Source organism: Corallococcus sp. AS-1-12, assembly GCF_020036995.1.
Lineage (GTDB): Bacteria > Myxococcota > Myxococcia > Myxococcales > Myxococcaceae > Corallococcus.
Map to the genome: position 1 here is coordinate 61,377 of NZ_JAIQDD010000027.1, position 17,820 is coordinate 79,196.

General features: G+C 71.3%; 17 protein-coding genes. 11 read left to right on the forward strand and 6 right to left on the reverse strand.

Translation table 11 applies throughout. The annotated features are described in order from the left end of the window. Positions 1–13 precede the first annotated feature (13 nt). The 5 genes from K8556_RS31085 to K8556_RS31105 all read left to right on the forward strand — a co-directional run bounded on the left by K8556_RS31085 (position 14) and on the right by K8556_RS31105 (position 6,067). A complete protein-coding gene (locus tag K8556_RS31085) occupies positions 14–1,429 on the forward strand; it encodes a TIGR01777 family oxidoreductase (RefSeq protein ID WP_223743733.1) in 1,416 nt (471 codons plus the stop codon). A 72-nt stretch (positions 1,430–1,501) separates the two neighbouring features. Continuing rightward, positions 1,502–2,428: an ABC transporter ATP-binding protein gene (locus K8556_RS31090; RefSeq protein ID WP_120589646.1), complete on the forward strand. Its 927-nt coding sequence runs from the start codon at positions 1,502–1,504 to the stop codon at positions 2,426–2,428. After that, positions 2,425–3,147: an ABC transporter permease gene (locus K8556_RS31095; RefSeq protein ID WP_171414595.1), complete on the forward strand. Its 723-nt coding sequence runs from the start codon at positions 2,425–2,427 to the stop codon at positions 3,145–3,147. The genes K8556_RS31090 and K8556_RS31095 overlap by 4 nt, the downstream gene beginning before the upstream one ends. Further along, the gene (locus tag K8556_RS31100; RefSeq protein WP_223743734.1) at positions 3,144–5,015 is read left to right on the forward strand and encodes a Gldg family protein; all 1,872 of its coding nucleotides are present in this window, start codon (positions 3,144–3,146) and stop codon (positions 5,013–5,015) included. The genes K8556_RS31095 and K8556_RS31100 overlap by 4 nt, the downstream gene beginning before the upstream one ends. Beyond that, a complete protein-coding gene (locus K8556_RS31105; RefSeq protein ID WP_223743735.1) occupies positions 5,012–6,067 on the forward strand; it encodes a hypothetical protein in 1,056 nt (351 codons plus the stop codon). The genes K8556_RS31100 and K8556_RS31105 overlap by 4 nt, the downstream gene beginning before the upstream one ends. A 4-nt stretch (positions 6,068–6,071) precedes the next feature. Here the strand turns inward: K8556_RS31105 and K8556_RS31110 are convergent, their stop codons facing one another. From K8556_RS31110 to K8556_RS31120, 3 genes are read right to left on the reverse strand one after another with little or no spacing between them, the layout of a single operon-like run. Continuing rightward, on the reverse strand, positions 6,072–6,830 hold the full coding sequence (locus tag K8556_RS31110) for a GvpL/GvpF family gas vesicle protein (protein ID WP_223743736.1): 759 nt from the start codon (positions 6,828–6,830) through the stop codon (positions 6,072–6,074). A gap of 33 nt (positions 6,831–6,863) precedes the next feature. Then, a complete protein-coding gene (locus tag K8556_RS31115) occupies positions 6,864–7,274 on the reverse strand; it encodes a response regulator (RefSeq protein WP_223743737.1) in 411 nt (136 codons plus the stop codon). Continuing rightward, positions 7,271–9,385 carry a PAS domain-containing sensor histidine kinase gene (locus tag K8556_RS31120; RefSeq protein ID WP_223743738.1) on the reverse strand — a complete coding sequence of 705 codons (2,115 nt, stop codon included), beginning with the start codon at positions 9,383–9,385 and terminating at the stop codon, positions 7,271–7,273. The genes K8556_RS31115 and K8556_RS31120 overlap by 4 nt, the downstream gene beginning before the upstream one ends. Before the next feature lie 450 nt (positions 9,386–9,835). Between K8556_RS31120 and K8556_RS31125 the strand changes: the two genes are divergently transcribed. From K8556_RS31125 to K8556_RS31145, 5 genes are all read left to right on the forward strand, one after another. Further along, a complete protein-coding gene (locus K8556_RS31125; protein ID WP_223743739.1) occupies positions 9,836–11,350 on the forward strand; it encodes an FAD-dependent oxidoreductase in 1,515 nt (504 codons plus the stop codon). Between the two features lie 80 nt (positions 11,351–11,430). After that, positions 11,431–11,919 (forward strand): hemerythrin domain-containing protein, encoded by a 489-nt coding sequence (locus K8556_RS31130; RefSeq protein WP_223743740.1) that lies wholly within the window; start codon positions 11,431–11,433, stop codon positions 11,917–11,919. Positions 11,920–11,981: 62 nt separating this feature from the next. Further along, a complete protein-coding gene (locus K8556_RS31135) occupies positions 11,982–12,668 on the forward strand; it encodes a DNA-3-methyladenine glycosylase (protein ID WP_370639990.1) in 687 nt (228 codons plus the stop codon). Between the two features lie 83 nt (positions 12,669–12,751). Further along, positions 12,752–13,903, forward strand: a complete 1,152-nt coding sequence (locus K8556_RS31140) for a zinc-dependent alcohol dehydrogenase (protein WP_223743742.1) — start codon at positions 12,752–12,754, stop codon at positions 13,901–13,903. Positions 13,904–13,941: 38 nt separating this feature from the next. Next, the gene (locus tag K8556_RS31145) at positions 13,942–14,373 is read left to right on the forward strand and encodes a hypothetical protein (protein ID WP_223743743.1); all 432 of its coding nucleotides are present in this window, start codon (positions 13,942–13,944) and stop codon (positions 14,371–14,373) included. A gap of 10 nt (positions 14,374–14,383) precedes the next feature. Here K8556_RS31145 and K8556_RS31150 read toward each other — a convergent pair whose 3' ends face one another. From K8556_RS31150 to K8556_RS31160, 3 genes are all read right to left on the reverse strand, one after another. Then, positions 14,384–14,743, reverse strand: a complete 360-nt coding sequence (locus tag K8556_RS31150) for a GFA family protein (protein WP_223743744.1) — start codon at positions 14,741–14,743, stop codon at positions 14,384–14,386. Between the two features lie 148 nt (positions 14,744–14,891). Further along, positions 14,892–15,644, reverse strand: a complete 753-nt coding sequence (locus K8556_RS31155; RefSeq protein WP_223743745.1) for a hypothetical protein — start codon at positions 15,642–15,644, stop codon at positions 14,892–14,894. A 145-nt stretch (positions 15,645–15,789) separates the two neighbouring features. Beyond that, positions 15,790–17,040: an MFS transporter gene (locus K8556_RS31160; protein WP_223743746.1), complete on the reverse strand. Its 1,251-nt coding sequence runs from the start codon at positions 17,038–17,040 to the stop codon at positions 15,790–15,792. An 82-nt stretch (positions 17,041–17,122) separates the two neighbouring features. Between K8556_RS31160 and K8556_RS31165 the strand changes: the two genes are divergently transcribed. After that, on the forward strand, positions 17,123–17,815 hold the full coding sequence (locus K8556_RS31165) for an SIMPL domain-containing protein (RefSeq protein ID WP_223743747.1): 693 nt from the start codon (positions 17,123–17,125) through the stop codon (positions 17,813–17,815). Positions 17,816–17,820: the final 5 nt, after the last annotated feature.

Genomic DNA, 17,820 nt, shown 5'->3' on the forward strand with positions numbered 1-17,820 from the left:
CCCTGGAGAAACCATGGGCAAGCCACACGTTTTCGAAGCGCACAGCCAGATGCCGGTTCCCGCCGCCGACCTCTTCTCCTGGCACACCCGCGAGGGGGCCTTCGAACGCCTGTCACCTCCCTGGGAGACCGCGGAGGTCATCGACCGCTCCGGCGACGGCATCCGTCCCGGCGCCCGCGTCGTCGTGAAGCTCCACCTGGGCCCCATCCCCCAGCGCATGGTCGCCGAGCACACCGCCTACGTGGAGGGCTCCTCCTTCCAGGACACCCAGCGTGAAGGCCCGTTCGCGAAGTGGATCCATGACCACCGCATGAACCCCTCGGGCCCCCAGGCCTCCATCCTGGATGACCACATCCAGTACGAGCTGCCCGTGGGCACGCTCGGGGACACCTTCGGCGGTGGCTATGCGCGCAAGCGTCTGGAGCACATGTTCGCGTACCGCCACACGCTCACCCGCGCGGACCTGCGCCGCCATGCGCGGTTCGCATCCCAGGGCCCGCTCACCGTGGCCATCGGCGGGGCGTCCGGCATGCTGGGCTCCGCGCTGTCGTCGTTCCTCACCACCGGCGGCCACCGCGTGAAGCGGCTGGTGCGCGGCCGCGCGAACCCGGCGCGCGGGGACATCTCCTGGGCTCCCGACAAGGGCACCATCGACGCCGCGGGCCTGGAGGGCGTGGACGCCGTGGTGCACCTCTCCGGCGCCAACGTGGGCGAAGGTCGTTGGACCGACGAGCGCAAGCAGGAGATCCTCAAGAGCCGCACCGAGAGCACCCGCCTGCTCTGCGAGACGCTGGCCCGCGCCACCCGCAAGCCGCGCGTGCTCATCTGCGCCTCCGCCGTGGGCTACTACGGCAGCCGGGGCGAGGAGGAGGTCACCGAGACGTCCTCCTCCGGTGACGGCTTCCTCGCGGACGTCACGCGCCAGTGGGAGGCTTCCACCAAGGCCGCCCAGGACGCGGGCATCCGCGTGGTGCACCTGCGCATCGGCGTGGTGCTGGACGCGCGCGGCGGGGCGCTCGCGAAGCTGGCGCTCGCGACCCAGGCGGGCGGCGGCGGGCCCGTGGGCTCCGGACGCCAGTGGCTGAGCTGGGTGTCCCTGGAGGACGTGCTGGGGCTCATCCAGTTCGCCCTCTTCACCCCGTCCATCCAGGGCGCCCTCAACGCCGTGTCCCCGAACGCGGTGCGACAGGGTGAGCTGGCGAAGGTGCTGGGCAAGGTGCTGCACCGTCCCGCCGTCTTCCCGCTGCCCGCCGCCGTGGTGAAGACCGTCTTCGGGCAGATGGGCGAGGAGACCCTCCTGTCCAGCACCCACGCCCTGCCCACGGTCGCGCAGGCGAAGGGCTTCTCCTTCCTCCTGCCCGGCCTGGAGGAGGCGCTGCGCTTCACCCTGGGGCGGACCACGGACGGCGCGGAATACCGCCACGGATAGGCCCCGTGCTTGACACTCCTCGGGAGGGGCGACAGAAGTGCGCCGCTTCCCCCCTCGCTTCGAGGAGTCCTGATGATCCAGGTCGAAGGGCTGACGAAGTTCTACGGCGAGCACGCGGCCATCCGGGACCTGGCCTTCACCATCGGCCAGGGCGAGGTCATCGGCTTCCTGGGCCTCAATGGCGCCGGCAAGTCGACGACGCTCAAGATTCTGGGGTGCGTGCTGCTGCCCACCTCGGGCCGCGTCGTCATCGACGGGCACGACGTGGTGAGCCAGTCCCACGAGGTGCGCCAGCGCATCGGCTACCTGCCGGACGTGCCCCCCGTCTACGAGGAGATGACGGTGGGCGAATACCTCGCCTACGTCGCCCGGCTGCGCGACGTGCCCGCGAAGGCCACCGCGTCCCACGTCGGTGAAGCCGAGGAGAAGACCGGCCTGCGCGACGTGCACGGCGAGGTCATCTCCACGCTCAGCCACGGCTACCGCCAGCGCGTGGGGCTGGCGCAGGCGCTGGTGCACAAGCCCGCGCTGCTCATCCTGGACGAGCCGACCAGCGGCCTGGATCCGCTCCAAATCGTGGAGATGCGCGACGTCATCCGCGGCCTCAAGGGCGCGCACACGGTGCTGGTGTCCAGCCACATCCTCCCGGAGATTTCCCAGACGTGCGACCGGCTGCTCATCATCCACAAGGGCACGCTGCTGGCGCAGGGCAGTGAGGAGGAGCTGTCTCGAAGCCTGGGCGGCCCGTCCATCGTGCTGGAGGTGCGGGGCGACCGGGCCCGGGCGCTCGAAGCGCTCCAGGGGTTCGGCGCGGTGGAGGTGCGGGAAGGGGCGGGCGGCGTGCTGGCCCTGAAGGTCGCGGCGGCGCCGGATCTGCGGCCCCAGGTGGCGCGGGCGGTGGTGGGCGCGGGCCTGGAGTTGTTGCGATTGGACGCGAACGAGGGGCAACTGGAGGCGCTGTTCCTGCGCCTGACGCACGGGCAGGAGGTGAAGGCGTGAAGGCGCTCCTGATTGCGCGCCGCGAGCTGGCCGGCTACCTGCGCACGCTCAGCGGCTACGTCATCCTGGCCATCATCCTCGCGGTGAACGGGCTGTTCTTCAACGCGTACGCCCTGGGCGGCGCGAGCAAGCGCTCCGCGGAGGTGCTGTCCGGCTTCTTCTACTACTCCAGCGGCTTCACCATCGTGGCGGCCATCCTGGTGTCCATGCGGCTGCTCGCGGAGGAGCGTCAGACGGGCACGCTGCCGCTCTTGTACGCGTCGCCGGTGCGGGACCGGGACATCGTGCTGGGCAAGTTCCTGGCGGGGCTCGCGTTCCTGGCGCTGTACCTGCTGCTCACGCTCTACATGCCGCTGCTGGTGCTGGTGAACGGCAAGGTGTCCTTCGGGCACGTGGCGGCGGGCTACCTGGGGTTGCTGCTCCTGGGCAGCGCGTCGCTGGCGGTGGGGACGTTCGGGTCGTCGCTGGCGAAGAACCAACTGCTCGCGGCCATCTTCTCCGCGGTGATGCTGGTGGCGCTCATCCTCTGCTGGCTGCTGGCGCGCATCACCGAGCAGCCGCTGTCCGACGTCTTCAGCGCGATGTCGCTGTGGAACCAGCACTTCCCTCCGTTCCAGGCCGGGCTCATCCACGTGCGGGACGTCGTCTACTACCTGGTGGTCACCTATGTGGCGCTGTTCGCGGCCACGCGGGTGCTGGAAGCGCGGAGGTGGCGATGAGCACGCCGGTTGCTTTCGGGACGGGGCTCGCCGCGACGGGGGCGTTCGTCGCGGGGCTCGTGGCGGTGTTCCTCGCGGAGCGCGTGCTGGGCGTGGGCTCCGGCCGCGTGGCGCTGGCGGCGCTGGGCACCGCCGGGGTCGTGGCCGCGACGGCGTGGCGCGCGGTGCGGATGATCTCCGCGCCCTCGGACCGGCGCGCGCTGGAGCGGTGGGTGCTCACGCTGTACGTGGTGGGGCTGGCCGCGCTGGTGCTCTACTTCGTGAAGGGGGACGTGGGGACGGCGCTGCTCGGTGAGCCGCTGTCGCGTGCGTCGCCCCGGCTGTCGGTGGTGCTGGCGGTGCTGTTCCCGGCGCTGATGCTGTGCGCGCTCGTGCCGCTGGTGATGGTGGAGGCCGCGCTCGTGGCCATGGCCCGGGCGCCCGTGCCGGAGACGGGTCGGGTGAAGAGCGCGCTGTTCTCCGGTCTGGGCATGGCGTTCGTCATCGTGTTCGCGTTCGCGGCGACGTACGTGGCCACGCAGGCGGACGCGACCTGGGACCTGTCGTACTTCCGGACCGCGAAGCCGGGCGATGCGACGCGCAAGCTGGTGCGCGGTCTCAACGAGCCCTTGCAGGTGACGCTCTTCTTCCCGCCCGCCAACGAGGTGGGCGAGGCGGTGCGGCAGTACTTCCGCGACCTGGAGCCGGAGAGCCCGCAGTTGGGCGTGGAGGCGTTGGACCAGGCGGTGGAGCCCGCGCGCGGCAAGGCCCTGGGTGTCAGCAACAACGGCTCGGTGGTGCTGGCGCGGGGGGACCGCAAGGAGATCCTGACGCTGGGATTGGATCCCGAGCGTGCGCGCGGGCAGCTCCAGCGGTTGGACGCGGAGGTGCAGCGGCGGTTGTTGGCGGTGGCGAAGCCCCGGCGCATCGTCTACCTCACGGGAGGCCATGGAGAGCGCGCCGACACGCGGCCCGTTCCGGGGGAGGCAGCCCGGCCGTCGGTGGCGCAGTTCAAGGAGCTATTGCGCGCGCAGAACGTGGACGTGCGCACGCTCACGGTGGCGGAGGGGTTGGGGTCGGCGGTGCCGGCCGACGCGGCGATGGTGGCGGTGTTGGGACCCACGCGGGAGCTGCTTCCGGAGGAGGCCGCCGCGCTGCGCGAGTACTGGGAGCGGGGAGGGCGGTTGTGGATCGCGCTGGAGCCGGATGGCGCGGCGCTGGAGCCGCTGCTCCAGCCGATGGGGCTCAAGTCGCTGCGTGTGCCGCTGGCGAATGATCGGGTGTACTTCCGCACCACGCGTCAGCAGAGCGACCGGGGCAACCTGGGCACGGCGAGCTTCTCCTCGCACCCGTCGGTGACGTCGCTGTCCGCGCTGGGGTCGCAGGGCGCGGTGGCGTTCATGGGGGCGACGGCGCTGGAGACGCTGACCCCGCCCGTGCCCGGCGTGCTGCTGGACACGAGCGTGCGCGCGCACGCGGAGACGTTCGCGGACCGCAACGGAGACTTCGAGCCGGAGCCGGGCGAGGTCACCAAGGCGTGGCCGCTGGTGGTGGCGGTGGAGCGGCCGGCGGGGGAGGGGAAGCCCGCTTCGCGCGCGGTGGTGATGGCGGACGCGGACGCGCTGGGGGACGGCATCCTGGGCAACGTGGGCAATGCGTATCTCGCGGTGGACACGCTGCGCTGGCTCTCCGGCGAGGAGGCGCTCTCCGGCGTGACGACGAGCGAGGAGGACGTGCCGTTGCAGCACACGCGCTCGCAGGACGTCATGTGGTTCTACGCGACGGTCTTCGGGGTGCCGGTGGCGGTGCTGGCGGTGGGCTTCTTCGTGACGCGGCGGCGCGGACGGCGTGCGCCCCGGAGCACCGCGGTGGCGGGAGGTGCGCGATGAAGGCACGCGACGTGGCGGTGCAGGGCGTGCTGGCGGGCGTGGCGCTCGTGGCCGCGTTCTTCGTGTGGCAGCGTGAGCCTTCTCGCGCACCGGGTGAGGTGACGGTGGAGGACGCGCAGGCGAGCGCGCTCGACCGCATCCGGTACGACGAGGAGACGCGCTTCGTGGAGCTGTTCCGCGACCCGCAGGACCGCGACACCATCTGGGTCCGCCTTGGCAACAAGCCCGCGAAGCCTGGGGCAGAAGCTGGAACGACGGATGGCGGTGTGGCGCAGCCCGGCCTGACAGACGCTGGGACGGATGCGGGTTCCATCGCCGCGGCGAGCCCTACCCCCGTGCCTCCTCCTCGCGAGCTGCGCGGCAACGATGTGGCGCTGAAGCTGTTCTCCCGCTTCGCTCCGCTGCGCGCGCAGCGGGACCTGGGCGTCCTGGACGACAAGAAGCTGGACGAAATCGGCCTCGCGAAGACGGAGCGCGGTCTGACGCTCGTGCTGGACGGGACGCCGAAGACGTTCCGGATCGCCACGCCCGCCTCGGGCTGGGGCGCCCCCTACCTCCAGCGCGCTTCCGACGGGCACGTCTTCCTCCTCGGCCCCGGACTGCTGCCGGACCTGGAGGCCGCGTCCAGCCGGCTCGTGGACCGGCGCCTTCACGCCTTCGACGTGGACGGCTTCGACCGCGTCGTCATCTCCACCGGCACCACGTCCCGCGCCTTCGTCGCCAGCGGCAGACCGCCAGGCGCCATGCAACTGTCGCCCGTGGACGCCCCCGGCACTCCGGATGACTTCGCCCGCAACTGGCATGACCGCTTGTGGCGCCTCACCCCCGTGGAGCTGCTGGGCCGGGGCGAAGCTCCTCCGGGCCCGGCCCCCACCCCCGCCTTCCACGTGGAGTACCAGCGCGGCGGCAAGGCCGTGGGCGACCTCTCCATGGCGAAGACGCCCGACGGCTCGTGGTACGCGCGCACGGAGTTCACCCCCGGCTGGGCCCGCATGGGCGGCGGCCTGGAGCTCCTGGCCGAGGACGCCGCGAAGCTCACCGCGCCGCGCTAGGGGCTCACGGCGCGGTGGACGCCGGCTCCAGGTCCAGCCGTACGTCCACGAAGCTGTAGGCCGGCCACGGCCCCGTGAACCGGAACGTGTACGCGTCCAGCCGCGCCACCAGCGACTGCACCCGCGCCTCGAACGCGGCCACCCGCGTGCGGTCCACCAGCCAGGCCGCGTTGAGCATCATCCGCTCACCCAGCGGCGGCGCTTCGTGCGTCGCCTCCGCCAGCGGACGCAGGCCCGCCCTCAGCCCGTCCAGGTCCTTCCGGATGCGGTCGTGCAGCGCCGCCTCCAGCCGCGCCTCGTGGTCCTCCTCGAGCTCCGCGGGGCCGCGCGCCAGCTCCGGCCGCGCCTCCTGCAACCCTCGCGTCAGCGCGTCGCCGTGGCAGTACACCTTCAGCCCCAGCTCCACCCGGCCCTCCAGCTCCGACAGCGCCCGGCTCAGCGGCGCGCGCGCCACGCGCAACAGCTCCCGCACGCGCTCCTCCGACGGCAGCACCGTCCCGAAGGCCACCGGCACCAGCGTGTGCTCGCGCACCACGGCCTCCGTGACGCGCTGATGCATCAGCAGGTTCGCCCGCGTGGGCACCACCCGCGGGCCCGTGACGTCGGACACCAGCGCCGCGAGCCCTCCCTCTCGCACCCGCCGCACCGGCGCCTCCCCCAGCCCCGCGAGGTCCTGCTCCCCTCCGCCGTCCTCGCGCACGATGCCGTAGAGATAGTGCGCCCGTGCCTCGCGCGAGGACTCCGCCTGGGTCTTCGTCGTCATGACGTGCCCCCTGCCTCCGTGCAGCCGCCCGCTTCAGCGCGTGGATGCCGCGTCACGCCGCGCAATCATCTTCTTCACCTGGTCCACCAGCGCGTCCGGCAGACACGGCTTGGTGACGTACGCATCACACCCGGCCTCGTTCGCGTCCTCCGAGTGGCCCTTCAGCGCATGCCCCGTGAGCGCCACCACAGGGATGCCCTTCGTGCGCGCGTCGCCCTTCAGCCGGCGCGTCGCCTCCCAGCCGTCCATCACCGGCAGCGACAGGTCCATCAGGATGACGTCCGGCACCAGCTCGAAGGCCTTGTCCAACGCCTCCTGGCCGTTCTTCGCCTCCGCCACGCGGAAGCCCGAGAACTCCAGGTACTCCGCGTACATCTCCCGGGCATCCTGGTAGTCGTCCACCACCAGCACGAGCGGCTTTGTCTTTTCCGGGGTGTTCGTCATGTCCGTCTCGCACGTCTTGGAAAGTGCAGGGTGAAGGTCGAACCCTGGCCCGGAGCGCTCTGGAGGGAGACGCGTCCCCCCAGCATCTCGGCCAGGCGGCGGCAGATGGACAGGCCCAGGCCCGTTCCCCCATAGGCACGCGTGGGAGAGCTGTCCACCTGCTGGAAGTCCTCGAAGATCTTCTCCTGGTTCGACACGTCGATTCCGATGCCTGTGTCCTTCACCGAGATGGCCACGGTGCCGGTGGCGTTCTGATACTCCGCCGCGATGTGCACGCCGCCCTCGTGCGTGAACTTCAGCGCGTTGGACAACAGGTTGAGGACGATCTGCTTCACCTTCTGTCGGTCGCTCCACACCCCCGGCAGCCCCTCATCCAGGCGCGTCTCCACCGTCAGCTTGCTGCGCGCGATGATGGGGTCCATCTCCGCCATCACCTCCTGGATGAGCTCCGGGATGCCGAAGTCCGACAGGTGCAGCGGCATCCGCCCCGCCTCGATGCGGGTGATGTCCAATATCTCGTTGATGACCTCCAGCAGGTGCCGCCCGTTGGAGTCGATGCGCGTGAGGTTCCTGCGCTGCGGCGGCGTCATCTCCCCGGACACGCCCTGCAGGAGCATGTTCGTGTAGCCGAGGATGGCGTTGAGCGGCGTGCGGAACTCATGCGACATGTTGGCCAGGAACTGCGACTTGGCCGCGCTCGCCTGCTCCAACTGGATGGCCTGCCGGCGCAGCAGCTCGTTCTGCTCCGCCAGCTCCGCGGTGGCGGACTGCACGCGCGCCTCCAGCTCGCTGGAGACCTCCTTCACGCGCTCCAACAGCCGCGCCCGCTCCAGCACCTCCGTGCGGTCGTGGAACACGGTGACGATGCCCGTCAGCTCGCCCCCGTCGCCCAGCACCTTGTTGGCCATGGCCTCCATGGGCACGGGCGCGCCGGTGGCCGGGTCGTCCAGCGTCAACTGGCTCTTCCAGCGGGACACGCCCGCGTTCACCGGCCCCAGCAGGTTCGCCAGGAAGGACGCGAAGAGCGCGTCGTTGGCGCGCACCCGGCGCAGCGTGGCCTCGCCGCCGGCGCCCTCTTCGTGAGGCCAGGCGAAGAGGCGCTCGGCCGGGTCGTTCATCATCACCATGCCGCCCGCGGGGTCGGTCAGGATGATGGGGTCCGCCACCGAGTCCAGCACCCGGTCCAGGCGGTGGCGCTCGCTGCGGGCCTCGCGCTCCGTGGCGCGCAGTTGCCGGTAGCTCTCCCCCAGCGCCTGCGTGGCGCGGCCCAGGTCCGTCAGGTTGCGCAGCACGCTCACCACCACGGACGGACCGTCCGGGGCCAGCACCGGGGTGGTGGCCAGCTCGAAGAGCAGGTCCATGCCCTCCAGCGGATCCACCAGCGACACCTCGCGCCGGTGCACGGACGTGCCGCCCTGCGCGAGCGTCTCCCGGAACAGGCGCTGGTTGAGCTCCACGGCGCGCGTGCGGCCGGGGCTCGCGTCCGGGCCCGCCACCAGCAGCGCCTCCGCGCGGGCGTTGGCGAAGAGCAGCGTGCCGTCCGTGTCCGTGAGCAGCACCGGATCCGACACCGCGTTGATGACCCGGCGAAGCAGCCGGTCCGGCTCCGGGCGGCGCGGCGCGCGCGCATCCGAGGCCAGTTGCCGGGCCAGGAGCGGCCCCGCGCACGACGCCACCCACGCCACGTCCTCCGGCACCGCCGGTCCAGGCAGCCCCACCACCAGCAGCGCGGCCGCGGGCGCTCCGGCGCGGCCCAGCGGCACCGCGAAGAACCCGCCCGGCATCACCGCGCCCTCCACCGCGTCCGCCGCCAGCCCCCGCGCCCCGGGCCGGTTGCGGAAGCCCGCGAGCGGTGAGCCCTGCGCGTCCCACGCCCGGGCCAGCGCGGCCTGCTGCGCCCCGGTCAGCCCTTCGCTGGCCAGGCACGCGGACGCCCCCGCGCCATCCCCCGGCCCGACACAGGCGGCGGGCACGCCATGTCTGCGCGCGAGCCACTCCACGACCGCGCGCGCACAGGCGACGGCGGACTCGCAGGCGAGCAGGTGCTCGGCGAGCACGAGGCGCGCCCCGGGATCGGCTTCGGCGGGGGGCAGCGGGGCTGGGGACGCCACGACCTTACGCTCCGGGTGAAGGGGGACGCGGGGGACGGCCGCGTTCCGGCGAGTCTGCGGTGCGGACCTCCGAAAATGCCACCACGATGCGCGCCTCCCCGTCCAAGGAAGAGGGGCGCCCCAGGACCTCCTGGGCCGGCGTGTCGAAGCGCAATCCCCTGTCCAGCAGGCGGTCCAGCACGTCCACCAGACTGGCCCCACCAGCCACGCGTTCCACGGGCATTCGGCGCATGCTCCTTCAAGTCCGCCCGGCGCGGACCTTCGGGTCCAAGGGCTGTTTTAACGCGCGGGCGACACCGCACCCCAGCCCCGTCCACGCCCGCCCCCTGTCTGACCAACACCCGGGGCCTGGCTCTGTTGGGTCGCATACACCCCACGCTGGGCAGCCGGCCGGGCGGGGCTCGGCAGGCGTGGCTTATGCCCTGGGAAGCGGATTCCTAGCCTTCCGTCATGAACGACGAGCGCCAGCACAAATCCCTGTGGACGGTGACGACGCCTCCCCGGGACTTCCCCTCCCTGAGGGGCGACCTGGACGTGGACGTGGCCATCATCGGAGGGGGCATCGCGGGCCTGACGACCGCCTGGTTGCTCAAGCGTGCCGGCAAGAAGGTGGCGGTGCTGGAGATGCACCGCGTCCTCTCCGGGCAGACGGGGCAGACGACCGCGCACCTCACGGAGCTGCTGGACACGCCGTACACCACGCTGCTGAAGGACTTCGGGGAGAAGGGGGCGCACCTGGCCGCGTCCTCCAGCCGGGCCGCCATCGAACAGATCGCGTCCCTGGTGGAGACGCTCGGCATCGACTGCGGCTTCACCCGGGCGCCGGGCTACCGCTACGCGGAGACGGACGCCGAGCTGCGCGAGCTGCTGCAGGAGGTGTCCGCCGCCCGGCAGGCGGGGCTGCTCGCGACCTTCACCAAGGAGGTGCCGCTGCCCTTCCCGGTGAAGGGCGCGCTGCGCGTGGAGGATCAGGCGCTGTTCCACCCGCGGGAGTACCTGCTCGCGCTCGCGGACCGCATCCCGGGGGACGGCTGCCACCTCTTCGAGAACACCAAGGTCGTGGACATCCATGACGGCGCGCCCTGCCGCGTCGTCACGGAGGGCGGCACCGTGACGGCGCGGGCCGTGGTGGAGGCCACCACCACGCCGCTCAACCGCGTGGCCATGCACACCAAGCTCTACCCGTACCGCACCTACGCGGTGGCGGCCCCGCTGGACGCGCCGCTGGAGCCGGGCCAGTACTACGACAGCCGCGACCCGTATCACTACATCCGCACGCAGCGGGTGGACGGCGTGTCCTACGTCATCGTGGGCGGCGAGGACCACAAGGTCGGAAGCGAGGAGGACACCGCGTCCTGCTTCGCCGCGCTGGAGGCGTACACGCGCGACCGCTTCCCCGTGAAGCGCATCACCCACCGCTGGTCCGGCCAGGTCATCGAGCCCGCGGACGGCCTGCCCTATATCGGACGCAACGTGGGCAGCCGCCACGTGTACGTGGCCACGGGCTTCTCCGGCACGGGCATGACGTTCGGCACGCTCGCGGGCATGGTGCTGTCGGACCTCATCCTCGGCAACGAGAACCCCTACGCCGCGCTGTACGACGCGGGCCGCGTGAAGCCCAAGGCCGGCGCCAAGGACTTCATCCAGGAGAACGCGGAGGTGGCCTTCCGCTTCGTCGCGGACCGGCTCTCCAAGCCGGACGGACGCCACCTGTCGGACGTGGCCCCGGGCGAGGGGAAGATCCTGGAGGTGGATGGCCGCAAGGTGGCCGTGTACCGCGAGGAGGACGGCACCCCGCACGCCGTGTCCCCGGTGTGCACGCACCTGGGCTGCCACGTGCACTGGAACAACGCGGAGCGCTCCTGGGACTGCCCCTGCCACGGCGGCCGCTTCAGCCCCACCGGGCGCGTGCTCAACGGCCCCGCCGTGAAGGACCTGCCTTCGCGCAAGCTGCCGGTGAAGTGAGAAGTGCGTGCGGGTGGGCTTCCATTCGGGCGGGCCCACCCCCATCTATCTGCACATCCACTTCATCAGGGGGCAGGGGAATGAACGCGTTGGACCTGATCAAGCAGCAGCACGAAGAGGTGTCCAAGCTCTTCAAGAAGTACGAGAAGCTGTCGGACGAGGACGACGACCAGCGCCAGGAGCTGTTCGAGCAGATCGCCGACCGGCTGGGGGCGCACGCGAAGATTGAAGAGCTGTACCTGTACCCGGTGCTCAAGCAGGACGACACGGAGGACGACCTGCGCGAGGCCGTGGAGGAGCACCTCGCCGTCAAGCGCCTCATCGCGGACCTGCTGGACATGGAGCCCTCCGACGAGGAGTTCGACGCGAAGATGAAGGTCCTCCAGGAGCAGGTGGAGCACCACGTGGAGGAGGAGGAGAAGGACCTCTTCAAGGCGGCGCGCAAGCTCCTGAGCAAGGACCAGTTGGAGGACCTGGGCATCCAGTTGGAGGAGGAGTACGACTCCTTGATGGAGGGCGAGCCCCGCAACGAGGTGCCCGAGGAGACGGAGCACGCCGCGCCCATCTAGCGCGGCGCATCCGGGGCAAGACGGGGGTTGCGCGTGGCGTGGGGCCGGGCAGCATGCGGCCCATGCCGCGCGCTCCTGTCTCCGCCCCCGTGTTGCTGCCGGATGCCTTCACGCCCGCCGCGCGCCGCGCCCTGGTGCGCGCGGACCCCACGCTGGGAAAGCTCTTCAAGAAGATAGGCCCGTTCCGCTTCGAGCGGTCCCCGCTGCACAGCCCCTTCGAGGCGCTGGCGCACTCCATCGTCTACCAGCAGCTCCACGGCCGCGCGGCGGCGACCATCTTCGGCCGCGTCTGCGAGCGGGTGGGGCAGGGCAGGGGCTTCACCCCGGAGAAGCTGCTCGCGCTGCCGGACGCCACGCTGCGCGAGGCCGGGCTGTCCGCGAACAAGCTGCTGGCCATCCAGGACCTGGCGCGCAAGACGGTGGACGGCACGGTGCCGCCGCTCGCGCGCGTGCGCCGCATGTCCGACGCGGACTTGATTGAGCACCTCACGCAGGTGCGCGGCATTGGCCAGTGGACCGTGGAGATGCTGCTCATCTTCCGCCTGGGCCGGCCGGACATCCTCCCCGTGGATGACTACGGCGTGCGCAAGGGCTTCATGGTGCTGCACAACCTGAAGGAACAGCCCAAGCCCAAGGCGCTGCTGGCGTACGGCGAGCGCTGGCGCCCCTACCGCAGCGTGGTGAGCTGGTACCTGTGGCGCGCGGCGGAGGCGCCCGTGGGCACCTTCGCACCGCCGGAGGACAGCTAACCGAGCGAGGGCCGGGAGCGCACCGTCCCTTGTCTTGGCGCGCGGGCGTCCTCACCCGTAAGGGAACGGAGGAATCACCCCGCATGCGCGCACTCACGTACCAGGGCCCCTACCGCGTCCAGGTGGAAGAGAAGCCCGACCCCCGCATCGAGCACCCGCAGGACGTCGTCCTCAAGGTCACCCGCGCCGCCATCTGCGGGTCGGACCTGCACCTCCTGCACGGCCTGGTGCCGGACACGCGCGTGGGCTGCACCTTCGGCCACGAGTTCACCGGCGTGGTGGAGGAGGTGGGCAGGGAGGTGTCGCAGTTAAAGAAGGGCGACCGCGTGGTGGTGCCCTTCAACATCTCCTGCGGCACCTGCTTCTACTGCCAGCGCGGCCTCACCGGGAACTGCGAGAACAGCAACCCCGGCAGCGACGTGGCCTCCGGCGTCTACGGCTACTCGCACACCACGGGCGGCTTCGACGGCGGCCAGGCCGAGTACGTGCGCGTGCCCTTCGCGGACGTGGGGCCCATGAAGATTCCGGACGACATGGACGACGAGTCCGTCCTCTTCCTCTCCGACATCCTGCCCACCGGCTACCAGGCCGCGGAGATGGGGGAAATCAAGGGCGGCGAGACGGTCGTGGTGTTCGGCGCGGGCCCGGTGGGCCTCTTCGCCATGAAGTCCGCGTGGCTGATGGGCGCGGGCCGCGTGGTGGCGGTGGACCACGTGCCGTACCGCCTGGAGTTCGCGCGCAGGTTCGCGAACGTGGAGACGGTGAACTTCAAGGAGGTGGGCGACATCGTCCTGCACCTGAAGGAGCTGTTCGAGGGCCGCGGCCCGGACGTCTGCATCGACGCGGTGGGCATGGAGGCGGAGGGCTCGCGCGCGCACCGCGTGCTGGGCCTGGGGCTGAAGCTGGAGGCCGGCGCGCCCACCGTCATCGAGTGGTGCATCAACACCGTGCGCAAGGGCGGCAACGTCTCCATCATCGGCGTGTACGGGCCGCCGTGGAACTTCGTGCCCATTGGCACGGCGATGAACAAGGGGCTCACCCTGCGCATGAACCAGGCGAACACGCGCCGGTACATGCCGCACCTGCTGGAGCACATCCAGAAGGGCCGCATCGACGCGAAGGGCGTCATCACCCACCGCTTCCCGCTGGAGCAGGCGCCGGACGCCTACCACCTGTTCGCGCAGAAGCGGGACGGGTGCGTGAAGTGCGTGCTCATGCCGCACGGCCACGCGTGAACCACTGACTTCATCCGCTCGCAGGCAGGAGGCACGTCATGCCCCAGAAGACGATGCAGAGATCGAGCCGCGCGAAGAACGGCCGCGCGAAGGCGAACCCCACCCTGGCCGTGGACCTGGACCCCGCCAACCGCCCGGGCGTCCCCATGGAGACGGCGCCGAAGCCGCTGGCGGGCGCGCGCGTGCCCATCGCGCACCAGCACGCGGAGGTGCCGGTGTTCAAGCACGCCGGCCGCAAGGAGATGCCGCCGGTGTTCGGCACCGCCCAGCCTCCGAAGGGGCTGAGCGGCCTCTTGCGCAAGGCGGCCTACGCGAAGCCGGACCACAAGCCCGGCCACTGGATGCTGCTGCTGCTGGCGGACCGGGTGGACGTCTGGGAGCACCGGCTCAGGAGGTCCCTTCCGTGGGCCGCTCCTTCCGCGGCGGCCTTCCTCGCAGGGGGCCTGATGTGGCGCGCCCGCCGCGCGTGAGCAGGGCGCGCTACGCGTCCCGGCCGTTGTAGGGGAACGGGTTGAGCGTGGACAGGTCCACGCCATCCACGCAGCGCAGGTTGACGGCGTACATCGCCTTGCCGTCCGGGCCCTTGCCGGTGGCGTAGGACTCCACGCCGCAGGTGGGGCAGTGCAGGTGGTTGATGACCTTCTTGTTGAACTGGTAGGTCTTCACCACGTCCGCGCCGGAGAGGGACTTGAAGTGCTCCGGCGGGACGAACGTCAGCACCGCGCCAGTCTTGTGGCAGAAGGAGCAGTTGCAGCTCACCACCTGCGCCAGGTCCGTGGTGGCCTCGTAGCGGACCTGTCCACAGTGGCAGCCACCCGTATACGTCTTCATCTCCGTCATGGTGCTTCCTTCCGGTTGCTGCGTGAGGCCCGGGCAGGAAGCGTGCGCTTCCCCCACCCGGTGCGTGTGACGCGCATCAATGAACGGAGGCGGCGGAGACCGCAAGCGCGCAGGTGGCGTCCCCGCGCGCTTGCGGCGGTGCGTCACGTCAGTCCGCGTACGTCGTCACGGACATCATCCGCACGAAGCGGCGGTCGGTGCTCACCGCGGCGATGGCGAAGCCCTGCGTGTAGCCCGGCGCGCCGCAGCCGCGGCAGCTCCAGCCCGTCCGGTAGAGCCGGTTGCTGTTGCGCGAGATCTGCGTGATGTAGGCCACCGCGCCCTCCACCTCGTCCACGTTGTAGCTGTACGCGCTGAGCTGCGCGATGAGCTCCCGCACGGTGATGGGCTCGAAGATGCTGGCCTGCGGACCGAAGGCGTTGCTGAACGCCTCGCCCAGCGTCTGCTGGTTGGCGATGCCCTGGCCGTTGGGGATGTAGCCCTCGGCGATGCGCGCGGAGGAGAACGAGCCGGTGGCGCCGAACAGCACCGCGGGCGTCTGGGCGACGGGGTACAGGTTCAGCGGGTAGCCCGTGAAGAGGGCGTCGTTCACCTCATAAAAGTCCGCGAAGTACTTCGCCGCGGTGCCCGTCATGGACTGCTGGAACGGCGTGTCGTTGACGCGGGTGGTGAGATAGGCGCGCTCGGCGCTGTCCACGCCGGGGCCAACGTCGTTGAGGAACGCGTCCAGCGCGGTGCGGATCTCCGAGCGCAGGATGGTCGCGCCGCCGGGGCTGGTGGCGCTCTTGGCGGCGGTGATGCTCGCCTCGAAGGCGGGGATGCTGGTGGTGGAGTCCGCGAACGCCGGAGCGGAGAACAGCATCAGCGCGCCCACCAGCGACTTCATCGACAGGGTCTTCATGGGGAACCTCTTCATTCAAGGGGGAGAACCGCGAACGGCGCGCTGGCGAGTACCACGCCCCCCTGACACCGCTCGCGTGAGGTTCCCGTGACACGCGCGGCCCGTGACACGCTCGTGATGGAGCGTGGCGCGAGCCTGGAATTTTTCAGGATGCGGGCTGCGGGGCCGCGGGCGTGGGCGCGTGTCTGCGCAGGGGCGCGAGCAGCGCGAGGAACGCGGCGGACAGCGCGACGCCCAGGAGGAACATGTTCCCGTAGCCCAGGTCGCCGAACCTCGGATCCGCGAGCAGGCCCGCCAGCGGCCCGGCGGGGGCCTTGCCCGCGACCTCCACGCTGGCCAGCAGCGTGAAGTGCGTGGCGCCGATTCTCCGGTCCGTGCGCGACATCATGAACGCGAACATCACGGTGGTGAGCGCGCCGCCGAAGAACTCCTCGGTGAGCGTGACGCCCAGCACGCCCGCGTCGCTGACGCCCGCCCGCGTGAGCAGCCACCGCCCCGCGAGCGGCAACAAACGCAGCATTCCGGTGAGGGCCACCGCGCGCAAAAGCGGCAGGCGCGCGGCGAGGATGCCCCCGCACGTGGACCCCAGCAGCGACGCGGCCGTGCCCCACGTGCCCACCCACAGGCCGATGCGCGCGGGCGTGTAGCCCGCGTCCACGAGGAAGGGCTTGTAGAGGACGTCGGACATCGTCTCGCCCAGCTTGTACGTGCCGATGAAGAGCAGCAGCCACCCGGTGCCCGGCACGGTGAGCGCGGCCCGGATGCGGGCCCAGAGCGCGGGCCAGTCCAGCCTCGGGGACTCGTGGCCCTCGGGCTCGCGCGGGGGCGGCTCGCGCACGAAGAGGACGACGGTGAAGACCGCCAGGCACAGCGCCGCCATGGCGAGGAACAGCCCGGACCAGCCGATGCGGGAGCTGGCCCACACCAGGAGCCCGCCGCCGGTGAGCATGCCCAGCTTGTAGCCCACCACCTGCGCGGTGTTGCCCAGGCCCAGCTCCTCCGGACGCAGGAGGTCCACCGCGAAGCCGTCCACCGCGATGTCCTGCGTCGCGGCGAAGAGGTTCATCACGAAGATGAGGCCCAACAGCAGCGGCAGCGAGTCCCGCCCCGCCGCGAAGGCCGCCCCCGCGCACGCGAGCGCCAGGCCCGCCTGCATGGGCAATATCCACGAGCGCCTGCGCCCCACGCGCGCGGAGCCGTAGCGGTCCACCAGCGGGGCCCACAGCGCCTTGAGCATCCACGGCAGGGACAGCGCGCCCGCGAACCCCAGCGCGGCCAGCGACACGCCGCGCGTGCGCAGATAGACGGGCAGCGCCGTCACCTGGAAGCCGAAGGGCAGCCCCTGCACGAAGTACAGCGCGCACAACAGCCACAGCCGGGACGGGATGCGTCGCATGGTCGTGGCGCGAGCATAGGCACGCCCCCCGGCCCGAGTCGTGGGCCTATACTCGCCGCGCCAGCCACCCCCAGGGAGCCGCATGCCGGAGCGCGCCGCAGCCGAGTCGGGACTCATCGTCGTGGAGCTGTCCGCCGAGCACGAGCTGGAGGCGGACCACGTGGACGCGGTGGTGGAGGTGAAGGCGTCCTCGTTCTTCACCGGCAACGCGGCCTTCGCCAACGCGCGGGAGGTGGCCTCCCTGGTGCGCGCCATGGAGGACCTGGGCGTGCCGGCCACGGCCTTCACCCTCCAGTCGGTGCAGGCGGAGACCCAGGAGGGGCTGCTCTCGCGCTCCTCGTCCGCCGTGTACTCGGTGCGCATCCGCCTGGTGGACATGGCCCGGGTGGGGGACGTGCTCGCCGCGCTGTCCGGCCTGAAGCAGGCGACGCTGCGCGAGCTGCGCTGGGGCTACACGCACGAGCCGGAGGCGCGGCAGGACTGGCTGGAGGCGCTGGCCCGCGAGTCGGTGAAGAAGGCGCGCCGCGTGGCGGGCGGGCTGGGCGTGACGCTGGCCGGGCTGCACCGCTTCTGCGAGCGCACCTGGGAGTCGCAGGCCTTCGGCGCGAGGGGCGGAGGCTACGGCGGCGGGAGCGAGGACGTGATGCCCATGGCCCCGGCCGGCGGCTACAGCGTGAAGCGGACGGCCGCGCCGGGCTTCCCCGTGTCCCACCGCAAGAAGGTGCACGTGATGGCCACCGCAGAGTTCCAGACGCACCCGGCCCCCGCGGCCTGAGCCCT